The organism is Lysinibacillus contaminans (genome assembly GCF_001278945.1).
Lineage (GTDB): Bacteria > Bacillota > Bacilli > Bacillales_A > Planococcaceae > Lysinibacillus > Lysinibacillus contaminans.
This window is the reverse complement of record NZ_LGRV01000003.1, coordinates 2,534,246-2,547,707: the sequence shown is the minus strand read 5'-3', so window position 1 is coordinate 2,547,707 and position 13,462 is coordinate 2,534,246. Positions and strand designations below refer to the sequence as shown.

At 36.2% G+C, this 13,462-nt stretch carries 12 protein-coding genes; all 12 read left to right on the top strand.

The features are described from left to right. Nucleotides 1-103: 103 nt before the first annotated feature. The 12 genes from AEA09_RS14505 (at nucleotide 104) to AEA09_RS14450 (ending at nucleotide 13,443) form a co-directional block, all read left to right on the top strand. Nucleotides 104-292 carry a hypothetical protein gene (locus AEA09_RS14505; protein WP_053584542.1) on the top strand — a complete coding sequence of 63 codons (189 nt, stop codon included), beginning with the start codon at nucleotides 104-106 and terminating at the stop codon, nucleotides 290-292. A 93-nt stretch (nucleotides 293-385) separates the two neighbouring features. Continuing rightward, a complete protein-coding gene (locus AEA09_RS20675; protein ID WP_053584541.1) occupies nucleotides 386-625 on the top strand; it encodes an aspartyl-phosphate phosphatase Spo0E family protein in 240 nt (79 codons plus the stop codon). 185 nt (nucleotides 626-810) lie between these two features. Continuing rightward, a complete protein-coding gene (locus tag AEA09_RS14495; RefSeq protein ID WP_053584540.1) occupies nucleotides 811-1,677 on the top strand; it encodes an NAD(P)-dependent oxidoreductase in 867 nt (288 codons plus the stop codon). A gap of 152 nt (nucleotides 1,678-1,829) precedes the next feature. After that, on the top strand, nucleotides 1,830-3,152 hold the full coding sequence (locus tag AEA09_RS14490) for an MFS transporter (protein ID WP_053584539.1): 1,323 nt from the start codon (nucleotides 1,830-1,832) through the stop codon (nucleotides 3,150-3,152). A 69-nt stretch (nucleotides 3,153-3,221) separates the two neighbouring features. After that, nucleotides 3,222-4,124, top strand: a complete 903-nt coding sequence (locus AEA09_RS14485) for a chemotaxis protein (protein WP_053584538.1) — start codon at nucleotides 3,222-3,224, stop codon at nucleotides 4,122-4,124. A gap of 363 nt (nucleotides 4,125-4,487) precedes the next feature. Beyond that, nucleotides 4,488-6,041 carry a Ppx/GppA family phosphatase gene (locus tag AEA09_RS14480; protein ID WP_053584537.1) on the top strand — a complete coding sequence of 518 codons (1,554 nt, stop codon included), beginning with the start codon at nucleotides 4,488-4,490 and terminating at the stop codon, nucleotides 6,039-6,041. Further along, nucleotides 6,031-8,187 carry an RNA degradosome polyphosphate kinase gene (locus AEA09_RS14475; RefSeq protein ID WP_053584536.1) on the top strand — a complete coding sequence of 719 codons (2,157 nt, stop codon included), beginning with the start codon at nucleotides 6,031-6,033 and terminating at the stop codon, nucleotides 8,185-8,187. The genes AEA09_RS14480 and AEA09_RS14475 overlap by 11 nt, the downstream gene beginning before the upstream one ends. A 53-nt stretch (nucleotides 8,188-8,240) precedes the next feature. Then, nucleotides 8,241-10,262, top strand: a complete 2,022-nt coding sequence (locus AEA09_RS14470; protein WP_053584535.1) for a putative bifunctional diguanylate cyclase/phosphodiesterase — start codon at nucleotides 8,241-8,243, stop codon at nucleotides 10,260-10,262. A gap of 514 nt (nucleotides 10,263-10,776) precedes the next feature. Next, nucleotides 10,777-11,544, top strand: coding sequence for a 2,4-dienoyl-CoA reductase (gene fadH / locus AEA09_RS14465; protein WP_053584534.1), 768 nt, complete (start codon nucleotides 10,777-10,779; stop codon nucleotides 11,542-11,544). 67 nt (nucleotides 11,545-11,611) lie between these two features. After that, a complete protein-coding gene (locus AEA09_RS14460; protein ID WP_053584533.1) occupies nucleotides 11,612-11,851 on the top strand; it encodes a hypothetical protein in 240 nt (79 codons plus the stop codon). 197 nt (nucleotides 11,852-12,048) lie between these two features. Beyond that, nucleotides 12,049-12,492 carry a cyclic-di-AMP-binding protein CbpB gene (gene cbpB / locus AEA09_RS14455; RefSeq protein ID WP_053584532.1) on the top strand — a complete coding sequence of 148 codons (444 nt, stop codon included), beginning with the start codon at nucleotides 12,049-12,051 and terminating at the stop codon, nucleotides 12,490-12,492. A 60-nt stretch (nucleotides 12,493-12,552) separates the two neighbouring features. Beyond that, entirely contained in the window at nucleotides 12,553-13,443 is an 891-nt protein-coding gene (locus tag AEA09_RS14450) for a transcriptional regulator CcpC (protein ID WP_053584531.1), read from the top strand. Nucleotides 13,444-13,462: the final 19 nt, after the last annotated feature.

Here is a 13,462-nt window from a genome sequence, read left to right as displayed (position 1 = left end):
TAATAATATACAGTTTGCAATAAAATAATGAAAACGTAAAGCTTTTTTTGAATAATTCATAATTTTTTACACAAAAATATATACAAGAGAAAGGAAGAAGAAAATGGAAAACTATGAAGAGATGCTTCAACAACTAAAAGAAGGGAAAATTGAAAACATTGAAATCGATAAAGACCAATTTTATGAATTTCGCGAGGTGTTGGTAAAACATCCTCTATTTAAACACTATAGAGGAGATGCAAAACAAAATGGAAAAGTGATTTATACGTACATGGAAGTACCTAGAAGTTAAATGTCGAACATTGTCGTAAGTTAATGGCTGTTGTAAAGTGAGAAGAAATGTATAATAATGGTATGAGTTATTTGTCTTCAGGAGGGTTGTAGAATGGTTAATCTACTCTTAAAACAAATGGAGCAAGCCCGTGAAATGATGATTCGCTCAGGTGTAGAAAAAGGATTGCAGAATGCAAATACTATACGCTTGAGTCGTCAATTAGATCAGTTAATAAATACTTATTATGAAGAACAACTTTTGACAGAGTCAGTTCCGTTAAAATGCATTAAGAGTTTGAGTGAAAATACAAATTTGGCTAGTATAGAAAGTAACGTAGGGGGACATACTTAGTTTGAACACAGTAACATTCTCATTTCCCCCTTTAGAGCAGCGATATCACGTCGTTGCTCTCTTTTTATGTTTACTCGGTATATATGCGAATATCAGTGTTTGTATTACAAAAATAAGAATAATTTGAATTTTTATAACCATTAAATTACACTTGTGACATATATAAATTAAGGAGTTGTTTACTTATGGAAAAAGAGCGTATTGCTTTCGTTGGGACTGGAGTTATGGGCGCCAGTATTGTCAAGCATCTGTTAACTAATGGACATGAAGTAACTGTCTATACACGTACAAGAGAAAAAGCAACACCACTTGTGGCATTAGGTGCTAAATGGGCAAGTTCTCCTGCAGAAGCGTTTGCAGGAAAAGATATAGCATTTACGATGGTCGGATATCCAAGTGATGTAGAAGAAGTGTATTTTGGAGAAAATGGTTTATTTCAATCAGCAAAGGCTGGAAGTGTTGTTATTGACATGACAACTTCAGAGCCGACTTTAGCAAAGAAAATTTATGCACATGGGAAATCTTTAGGAGTAACTGCTTTGGATGCACCTGTTTCTGGCGGTGATATTGGAGCACAAAATGGTACATTATCAATTATGGTTGGTGGCGATGTAGAAACATTTAATAAGGTATCACCAGTATTGCAGCACTTTGGCACGAATATCGTTTACCAAGGTGAGGCTGGTGCGGGACAACATGCAAAAATGTGTAATCAAATTGTGATTGCTTCAGGCATGATTGGTATTTGTGAATCTTTAGCATATGGTTTAAAGGCAGGGCTAGATCTAACAACTGTTCTACAATCAATTTCTTCAGGCGCTGCCGGTTCATGGGCATTGAGTAATTTGGCACCTCGTATGGTAGTCGAAGATTATGCTCCTGGTTTTTACATAAAACACATTGTGAAAGATATAAAAATTGCTTTAGATGAATCAAAAAGAATGGGGATTACTTTACCAGGCTTAGCACTAGCGTATGAAATGTATGACAAGCTCATTGAAGCGGGCTACGGAGAGGAAGGCACACAGGCTTTAATAAAATATTACAAATAATAGGTAGCGTAAAAACAACTTGTCTCATCGTTTTTTGAGACAAGTTGTTTTTAAATATAGGTCTGTAAAGTATTATTTAATTTTTCTAAAAAGGTATTTTTTCGTTAAGTCGGAATTAGTTTAGTAGTGTAGGATAAAAAAGGGGGGATTTTGTGAAACAAAGGCAAGCGGGTGAAGTGCAACATCGAAGTCAGCTAGCATTGTATTTATCTTTACCAATTTTGTCTTGGGCATTTTATGATTTTGCCAATACTATTTTTTCATCCAATATAAATACAGTATTCTTTCCGTTTTACATGGATGAGGTATTAGGCACGAATGAAGTGATGCAGCAAGTAGCAAGTACATTCATTTCTTATGCAAATGCGATTGCAAGCTTTTTCCTCGTCATTTTTTCACCGTTGTTTGGCGTATGGATTGATAATACTGGCTACAAAAAACGTTTTATCGTGTGGTTCGCATCGATTTCTATATTCTTTACATTTATGATGGGTGTGTTGGCAGATCTTCCATTGGCGACGACTATTTCAGGTGTACCTCTCAGTTTATTTTTAGTAGTGGTGAGCTTTGTTATCGCTAAATTTTTCTTTAATTCAAGTCTCGTATTTTATGATTCTATGATGGGAGATTTGGGCACAAAAGAAGAAATGCCACTTATTTCTGGATATGGTGTAGGTATTGGCTATCTAGGGACTATTTTTGGATTACTTGTTTATTTATATGTTGGCGAGTCGGATTTCCATCGAGCCTTTATTCCAACGGCGATTTTGTACTTATTATTTTCATTACCATTATTTTTTATTAATAAGGATACACCAATACCAAAGGCACAGCGTAAGACGACGAAGTTTTTTGATGGCTATAAGGAAATTATTCAGACGTTTAAAGATATGAAACAGCATAAAGCTATTTTCACCTTTATGATTGCGTATTTCTTTTTAAATGATGCAATTGCTACAACGATTGCTATGATGGCTGTCTATGCAACAACTATTGTAGGTTTTTCTTCAGGGCAATTTATCATTCTCTACTTAGTGTCTACAATATCAACCATTATTGGATCAGTTGCTTTTGGGTATATCACAAAAGCAATTGGGGCCAAACGAGCGATAACAATTGTAGCGTTATTAATGATTATTGCATTAGTTTTTGCCGTCTTTGCTACAGAACAATGGATGTTTTGGATTGCTGGTAGTATGTTTGGTATTTCGCTTGGCTCGATGTGGGTAACTTCTAGAACTTATATTATTGAGCTATCTCCAGATGAAAAACGAGGTCAATTTTTTGGCTTGTTTGCATTTTCGGGAAAAGTATCTTCAATTATCGGTCCTGCTGTATATGGAACGGTAACATTATGGATGAAAGATTACGGTACTTTAGCAAGCAGAGTCGCGTTATCGACATTAATTTTGATGACGGTAATTGGCTTGTTTGTTCACTTAAAAGTGCATGATAAAAATGGAAATATCAAGTAGGAGAAATGTATCTGCTATGATACAATTGATTTATATTTTAGAAGTTGAATAGAAAGGAGCGGGCTTGCTTTGGAACATAAAGGCATCTTATTAGAAAGTGGTACAAATGAACTAGAAATCGTTGAATTTGAAGTAGCCAACAATAAATTTGGTATAAACGTAATTAAGGTGAAAGAAATAATTCAACCAATTCAAGTAACATTTATTCCACACGCGCACCCGCATGTAGAGGGAATTATTCAATTACGAGGTGAAGTATTACCAGTAGTTGATATGCTACGAGTATTAGGTATTCAAAATGTAGAACGTAATCCGCAGCAGAAGTATATCGTTGCGGAGTTTAATAAACAACGAGTTGTATTCCATGTAGATAATGTAACGCAAATTCATCGTATTTCATGGAATCAAATCGAAAAACCTTCAGATATGTATCAAGGTGGTACGTCACAAGTAATCGGTGTTATTAAGCAAAATGAACAAATGATTCTATTACTAGACTTTGAGAAAATTATGGTGGACATTAATCCTGATTCTGGTATTAGTGTAGAGTCGGTGAAAAAATTAGGTAAACGAAATCGTTCAGAAAAACGAATTTTAATCGCGGAGGATTCGCCGTTATTACGAAAGCTATTGTTCGATACGATGAATGAAGCAGGCTATGTCAATGTTGAATTTTTCGAAAATGGTCGTGATGCTTACGAATACTTAGAATCATTAGTTAAAAATGGTGGTGATGTGAGTGAGCATATTCAATTAGTCGTTACTGATATTGAAATGCCACAAATGGATGGTCACCATTTAACACGTAAGATTAAAGAGCATCCATTACTGCAAAAACTACCAGTTATTATCTTCTCTAGTTTAATTACCGATGACCTACGTCATAAAGGTGATAAAGTAGGTGCGGAAGACCAAATTAGTAAACCAGAAATCGCAGAACTTGTATTACGTATAGATCAACTTGTTTTGTGATAAATCGTAAAATATAATTCTGTTGAGCTCGTTGAAGTAGGCTAATGTCTCCTGTGAATGTCAAAGATCAAGGCACTAGCCAATGCTCATTGGCATTCATCCGAAAACGGCAAATTAACTCGTATTAGTGAAGCCTAAGTATGATACACAATCAGGACACAATTACGCGGATGCGTAATTGATATAAGTGTACCCTCAATTTAAATAATTGGTATCCTGAAAGAATGTAAATAAGAAAAAAAACCGGATGCCTTTTAGGTTCCGGTTTTTTTGTATAAAAGCCAACGAGCATGGTAAAAGATAGTGTGAATTACTTGCATTCAAAAAAATTGCTATGATTTTCTCACGGAGGAAGTGAACTATTTGGATATTTTGAAAACGGCCATTATCGATATCGGCTCAAATACTATTCGTTTGGTTCTTTATCTTTATGATAAAGAAGAAGGGCTTCGTGAATTAGGAAATATTAAAACAGTGGCACGTCTACGAACGTATATCCTACCTACAGGAGAAATGTCTGAGGAAGGAATACAAGTGCTAACTGAAACATTATTAACGTTCAAAGCAATGCTTGATGATTTTGAAATTGTAGATGTAAAAGCCGCAGCAACCGCCGCTATACGCCAGGCGACTAATCGAGATAGTATTATAGCGCGAATGAAGGAATATACGGGTATCCAAATTGAGTTGTTATCAGGTGAGGAAGAGGCATACTACGGTTATATGGCGGTTGCTTATTCGATGGGGACACCTTCTGCCATAACAATTGATATTGGTGGAGGTAGTACTGAAATTACCTTGTATAAGGATAAGCAGCTTCTAAACACGCATAGCTTCCCTTTTGGAACAGTGTCTTTAAAACAGAACTTTGTAAAAGGAGATATTCCAAATAGTAGTGAAAGAAAGGAACTAATTGACTTTGTGAAAGAACAGTTTCTGTCACTCCCTTGGATTCAAGGTGTTCAGTTACCCATTATTGCAATTGGTGGTAGTGCGAGAAATATTGCACAAATTCATCAGCAAAGGCGTGCGTATCCAATTGCCAGTGTACATGGTTATGAAATCCCAAAGCAAGACATAGATGAACTGAGTAACTATTTAGGCAATATGTCTTTTGATGCATTAAAGCAATTGGACGGGCTTTCAACAGATCGTGCCGATATTATCGTACCTGCATTAGAGGTTTTTTGTGTTCTGATGGAGGTTGTACAGAGTGAAGTGTTTCAGCTAACGAATAAAGGATTACGAGAGGGTCTTATACTCCAGCGGATTTTAAAAAGTGATGAGCAAGCTTTCGACAAATACAAGGTGTTTGAGGGAAACGCTAGGAGGCTAGCAAGACAATATGGTCGTGCCGAGATTGAAATGGATTATTTAAGGGATTTGGTAGATCAGCTATACCGGGAGTGCTGTCATTTAAATTATTTAACTTTCAACGCCCAAGATTTACAGTTAATACGTAAAGCCGCGAAGGTATTTAATATTGGTGAATATATAGAACTAAACTCAGCCAGCCAACATACTTTTTACTTAATTGCCAATCAATCAATTGACGGATTGAATCATAAGGAACGTGTGCAATTAGCTCTTCTAGCCTCTTATAAAAATAAAGATTACTATCAACGTTTTGCCTCACCTTTTACGGGGTGGATAAGTCGAGAGGAATATCGTAAAACGCGTGATTTCGGTGCTATGTTAAAATTTGTTTATGCATTAAATGTTTCGAAACGAAATGTTGTTCATACTATTAAAATGCATAAAGATAATGACTTTGTTAGGTTAGATATTTTAGTCGAAAAAAATGTTGCCGCTGAAAGATATCAAGCGGAGCGTCATAAAAAGCATTTAGAGCGTGTATTAAAAACGGCAATCAAAATAAATTTTATTGAAGAAGGGTGGAAACAAAATGACAACTGAAGTAACGAAAAATAGTATAAATGCAGAAGAGTATTTGCAAGAGCAAATCAATTTATTAGAGGAAATCGCCAAACCACAATACTATAATAACCGTGAACTAAGTTGGCTTGCCTTCAATGAGCGTGTTTTAGAAGAAGCGGAGGATGTAAGTAATCCTCTGCTAGAACGCTTAAAGTTTTTAGCGATATTCAGTTCGAATTTAGACGAATTTTTCATGGTACGAGTAGCAGGCTTGCAAGATCAAATTCGTGCAGGTTTCCATAAAGCTGAAAATAAATCAGGTCTGACTCCGAAAGAACAATTAGCGAAAATCGCAGAGCGTACGCAAGCATTAGTACGTCGTCAAACAGAAGTATATCGTCATTTAATTTATGATTTATTACCTCAACATAATGTACATATTGCAGATATGAAGGATTTGAATAGCACTCAAAAAGCATTTATCAACGAGATGTTTGCGGAGACAATTTTCCCTGTATTAACACCAGTAGCCGTTGATGCATATCGGCCTTTCCCAACGCTAATCGGGAAAACATTGAATATATTGGTATTATTAGAGCAAGATGAAATAGAGTTAGAAAATCGTGAAAAGGTAGCGATTGTACAGGTGCCATCTGTACTTGATCGTTATATTAAAGTACCTTCTGCTGAAGGGGAGACAGTTATCGTTTTACTGGAAGATGTGATTGTTGCTCATATTGAAAAATTATTTTTGGGTTATAGTGTAAAATCTGCTCAGGCCTTCCGTTTAACACGTAATGCAGATTTAACGATTCATGAAGAAGGCGCACGAGACTTACTTGTAGAAATTGAAAAAGAGCTGAAAAAGCGCAAATGGGGCGTAGGAAGTCGCCTTGAAGTTCGTGTAGGTGAAATGAATGATGAAGTATTAGCCTATTTACTCGATGAATTCGAAATCGAAGAAGCGGATGTATTTCACATTGATGGCCCACTGGATTTAACCTTTATGTTCTCCTTTGTCAAAGGCATTTCGGTCGGCCGTGAGCATTTAGAATATGAAAGCTTTATTCCACAACCACCATTAGATTTACAGTCTGATGAAAATATTTTTGAAAAAGCGTTGCTACAAGATATTTTCTTCCATCACCCGTACGAGTCATTTGCACCGATTGTGGACTTTATTACCGAAGCCGCAGTTAATCCGAATGTACTGGCGATTAAGCAAACACTATATCGAGTAAGTGGAAACTCACCTATTATTCAAGCATTAAAGTTAGCTGCTGAAAATGGCAAGCAAGTAACTGTGTTAGTGGAGTTAAAAGCTCGTTTTGACGAGGCAAATAATGTGCATTGGGCGAAGGAACTTGAGCAAGCTGGCTGTCTTGTAATTTACGGCATGAATAATTTGAAAACCCACTCCAAGATCACACTCGTTGTTAGTCGTCGAAACGGCAAAATCGAACGCTTCGTGCATCTTGGTACAGGGAACTATAATGATGCAACAGCAAAAATATATACGGATATGGGGATTATTACATCCGATAAAGAATTTGGGATTGATGCAACAAACTTTTTCAACTTCTTAAGTGGTTATACAGAAAAGCCGAAATTTAATCATTTAGTGGTTGCTCCGTTTGATATCCGTGATGAGTTTATTCTTCTGATTGACGAAGAAATTGCTTGTCATAAACAGTATGGTAACGGATTTATTCGCGCGAAGATGAATTCATTAACCGATAAAGATTTAATGATGAAACTATATGAGGCGTCGATTGCAGGTGTTCAAGTTGAACTAATCATTCGTGGTATTTGCTGTATTCGCCCAGGAATACCGGGCATTAGCGATAATATTACGGTGACAAGTATTGTAGGTCGCTTCCTTGAGCATTCCCGTATTTATTGGTTCCATCATAATGGGGAAAATAAAGTATACCTTTCATCAGCGGATATGATGACTCGAAATATGATCAAACGTGTAGAAATTTTATTCCCAGTGTATGCAAGTGAAGCAAAAAAACGTATTATTGACATAATGAACAAACAACTAGAAGATACAGCGAAAGCACGTATTCAAGACTCGAATGGGAAATATCATTATAAAGAGTTTGACCGTGGTGAAGATCCAATTAATAGCCAAGAAATTTTCTTAAAAGATGCGCTAAAGCCTACAATAGACGAAGAGTAGCTTTCCTTTTACGTAATCGAATATTGTACAGGCTCTGCTTAATGGGGGAAAAGATGGATAAAATAAAAGATAATGTAGGGCAAGATGTATATTATCATCAACTGGCAAAGTTAAATCCATTTGATGCAATTGTCTTTTTAAGACAAAAAGATACCAGGGAATTTGAAGTTGTTTACCGTAACGATAAAGTGGCTTCTTTAATAGAGTTAAATGATGAGCATGCTATTGAAGCAACACAATTTTTTACGGAACTGTGCTGGGAAAAATTATTAACTATCTTTATGCAAGAGTCAGGTAGTATTCAAACAATTAAATTTTTAAAAGGGCAAGAAACGCAAAAACTTGATGTAAGTGTTCAACATTTAGATGGGAATGTATCTGCTATTATTTTTCGTGAAATACGAGATAATACTGTAATGGCTTATGGACAGCCATATTTACAGTTTGTTGAACAACATGTTAATCCTGTGTTAACAACCGATTTACAGGGGCATATAATTTATCAGAATGCAGCAGCAACTTCTTTATTGTTGCATCAACAAGTAAGCATTATTGGGCAAAATATTTTTTCAATATTAGAAAAAAGGTATGTGAGTGAATTTAAGTTATTATTCGAAAAAACATTAGAAGGTTCTGCATTTGGTATGCCGAAGTGTTTATTTAAGGACCAACTACTAAGCGAAGAACCTTTTTTCTTACGTACCCATCCAACATATTTTAATGGTGAAATAGTAGGTATTCATTTATTTATTAAAGAAGCGAAAGCATTTATGAATGATCATGAGACTTTTTATTATTTGGCTTTAATGGATGAGCTGACGGGTATTTGGAATCGAAAAGCGTTCAAGGAGCATTGGCTACAACATCTGAATGATAGTAAAACTAATAAACAACAGGCTGCGCTTATATTAATCGATATTGATCGTTTTAAAAAATTTAATGAGTCACTAGGTGAAAGTCAAGGTGATGAATTAATGCGCATGTTTAGTAATAGACTGAGTGAGTTAAGCCATTCAAAATGCTCAGTATATCGCTATAATAGCGATGAATTTATTTTTCTATTAAAGGATGCAACATTTGAGAAAATTGAAAAAGTAGCGAGTGAACTATTGGAGGCATTAAAACAGCCGTTTATTATAGATGGTCAGGAATATTTTATCAGTGTTTCCATAGGTATATCCCTTAGTCCGGCGGATGGTAATGATTTAGAAACGCTTGTACGTAAAGCCGACCAAGCACTATTTTCAGTAAAAGAGCATGGACGATCCCATTTTCGTTATTTCCGGGATGATATGACAACTGCGTTTCCGAATGAAGCTTTAATGGAGTCACATTTACGCCGTGCCATTGAATTTGATGAGTTAAGTATCCATTTACAACCTCAAATAGACTTAACGACGAATAGAATAGATAGTTTTGAGGCATTATTGCGCTGGAATAACAGAAAATTTGGCTTCGTTTCACCTGCACAGTTTATTCCAATTGCTGAGGCATCAGGCTTAATTATTAATATTGGCGACTGGGTTATAGAGGAAGTATGTCGTTATCAAAAAGAATGGAAAGATCTTGGATATCGGCCTGTTCGCATTGCTGTCAATATATCGCCAAAGCAGTTTAGAAGAGAAGATTTCGCACGAAAAATAAATGATGCTTTGAACAAATATGATGTAGAACCTACGTTATTGGAAGTGGAAATTACAGAGAGTTCGATGACGAATGTGAATGAAACGTTTTCGATTTTATCTGACTTAAAACACTTAGGTGTACATGTATCAGTTGATGATTTTGGCACTGGGTATTCTTCTTTAAGCTATTTAAAGAAATATCCAATCGACACAATTAAAATCGATCAGTCATTCATAGCAGATATAGCGAAAGATGAAAAAAATGAAGCGATTATTAAAGCAATTATTTCAATGTCGCATAATTTAGGGCTAGAAGTCGTGGCTGAAGGCATTGAGGAACTGTTTCAGGTTGCCTTTTTAAAACGTTATCGCTGTCAAAAAGGGCAAGGATATTTATACAATAAGCCTTTGTCGGTAGAAGCGGTAATTGAACAATATTTTGTTAATTGAAAGAAAATGTGATGCATTGTAAATGAGGCACTGAAAAGTCCATAGCGTTTCACATTGTGAGGTATTCGACGATTTAATCGTCGAATACCTCGCTTTTTTTGAGGGCATTGAAAAACGCTATAGTTAAAAAGGCTCTACACCGAAATCTGTACTTGACAGCACATTACACTCCAGACGGACGCTTTCCACGGTGGCCTTGAAATATGAATAAAGCATAGGTAAAGAGATGTTTCAATGTTAGATATCTCTGTGTATTACATAAAAAGATTAAATCAATAATAATGTAAAAACACTAATACAGTTGCATGATCAGCCGCGATAAGTGATTTATATATGAAATGTTTAAGAGTCGACTTCTATGATAATAGGGAATTGGCTTTTTTTATAGTAATAGAAAATTTAAATATATGCTATAAATATATGTTTATTGTAGATAAAATGAGACATTTCCAGTAATTTGTAGTAACATAATGAATAGCAATTCATTTTTAATTTTCGCAAAGGGGGAAATGGTATGTTACAGGGGAAAACAATCATTATTACAGGTGGATCTAGTGGAATGGGTCTTTATATGGCGAAGCAATTTGTTGCTGAGGGTGCCAATGTTGTCATTACAGGACGTAATGAAGAGCGTTTAGCAGAAGCGAAAACATTTATTTCAGAAGCAGGCAATGCAATCGAGACATTCCAAATGGATGTCCGAGTACCAGAACAAGCAGAAGCAATGGTGGCGTTTGCAGTAGAAAAGTTTGGACAAGTAGATGGGCTTGTCAATAACGCAGCGGGGAATTTTATCGTAAGAGCTGAGGAATTGTCTCCAAATGGCTGGAAATCTGTGATTGATATTGTATTAAATGGTACTTTTTACTGTTCATCAGCTGTAGGGAAGTACTGGATTGAACATAAAATTAAAGGCTCTATGATTAATATGGTTGCCACGTATGCATGGAATGCAGGTGCAGGAGTCATTCATTCAGCTGCGGCGAAAGCAGGTGTTTTATCAGTGACAAGAACACTAGCTGTTGAGTGGGGAAAACAGTATGGTATTCGAGTAAATGCGATTGCACCAGGGCCGATTGAACGTACGGGTGGAGCATCTAAGCTTTGGGAATCAGAAGCAGCTGCTGCACGTACATTAGATTCTGTACCGTTAAATCGTATTGGTACACCAGAAGAGATTGCAGATTTAGCGACATTTATGATGTCAGATAAAGCAAGTTATATGAACGGAGAATGTATCACATTGGATGGTGGACAATGGTTAAATCCATACCCGTTTTAATAGAATTTCCTGAATAGAGAGCTACGGGTTTAACGCATACTAATAGGCAAAGAAAGGAGTTTTGCCGATGGGTATGTGGTTAATACCGCTTCTGATCACGGTTACTGTTATTAGTGTCATTTCATTTGTTTCGACGTTACGGATTGCAAAAATGACGTCAGAACGACAATCAGAAATGGATACACCGATTTCTGAAACTGTTGAAGAGTATTCAACGGTGCTGAATCCGGTTGTTTGGGTATATGCACTTTTTTTTGCATTTACAGGTGTAATGATTTTTTATTATTGGAGCCAAGCAGGGTATTGAAATAGAATGTTGTAACGAAAGTATCAAATTTGCGTGAGCGAATTTGGTACTTAATTTTTGCTCGAAACGCTGAAATAATTCGTGGTTATAATAAAATTCTTCTCGGCCTTGTCACGGTCATTAAAGGAAAAATTATGATATGATAAAGGAGAAGCATCCTGTTCTGCATCGTTGGGACAGAAAAGGAGAAGAAGTTCATGATTTCAACTAACAGCAAGGATTTATTAGCAATGCCAATTAGTGATTTTATTATTTCATCCGAAAAGGTTGCACATGTTCAAGTTGGAAATAGTGCAGAGCATGCTCTATTGGTGCTAACGCGTACAGGGTATTCATCAATTCCTGTATTAGATATGAAATACCGTCTTCAAGGTTTACTAAGTATGAAGATGATTACTGAAGCGATTTTAGGACTTGAGCATATTGAATATGAAAAACTACCTGACATTAAAGTAGACACAATTATGGATAAAAATTTGGCCGTATTAAAAACAACAGATACATTCCAACGAGCCTTAGATTTAGTCATTAACCATGCATTTTTATGTGTGGTCGATGAAGAAGGTTTGTTTGCTGGCATTTTGACGAGACGTGTTATTTTAAAGCAATTAAAAAAATATATTTACCAAAAGGAAAACTAGTTTAGGAGGGGCTCAAAGAAAACATTGAGTCCCTTTTCTTATGAGTAGGAGGATACTCTTGTGACGGCAACAGAAGCAGAAATATTGAAAATTTTAGCAGAGGAACGCAATATGCGTAAGGCAGCGGAGCGATTATTTTTATCGCAGCCTGCTCTTTCACAGCGTTTACAATCAATTGAAAAAGAGTGGGGAACACAGCTGTTTATTCGTTCACAAAAAGGGCTGACAGCAACCCCGGCTGGAGAGCTGGTCATTTCTTATGCGAATGAAATGATTGCAAAAAAAGAAGAAATTTTTGAAATGATTCAGTCACTGACAACAAAAGTAAATGGTACATTGAAAATAGCGTGTGCATCGATTGTCGGACAAAACTGGCTACCAAAAGTGTTAAAGGATTTCGTAACAAGATATCCTGAGGCCAAAATTTCACTGATGACAGGCTGGAGCTCCGAAATTGTCAAGGCATTGTATGAAGGCGAGGCGCATGTTGGGATTGTAAGGGGACAAGTCGATTGGCGGGGGGAGAAAATTCACCTATTCCGAGATACGCTGTATTTAGTAGACCAGGAGCTGAAAACGATTGAGGATGTCTTAACGACTGATCGTCCATTTATTCAATTTAAAAGTGATTCGAACTATTATCAAGAAATTCAACAGTGGTGGCAGCGACATTTTGCATCTAATCCTAGTCGACAAATTTTAGTCGATCAAATTGAAACATGTAAACAAATGGCATTAAACGGAATAGGTTATGCGATTTTACCGTCGATTACATTGAATGAAGATGATGGAGTGAATAAAATTGCGCTCATGAACAATGAAAAGGAATTTGGTTTAACACGGGATACATGGTTAATCGGTTATGAATCTTCATTTGAATTGCGGCAGGTAGAAGCATTTGTAGAAGTCGTACAGGATCATGCTCGTTGTTTATTTGATTATACGAAATAAGTGGAAGGACTCTGAGGTT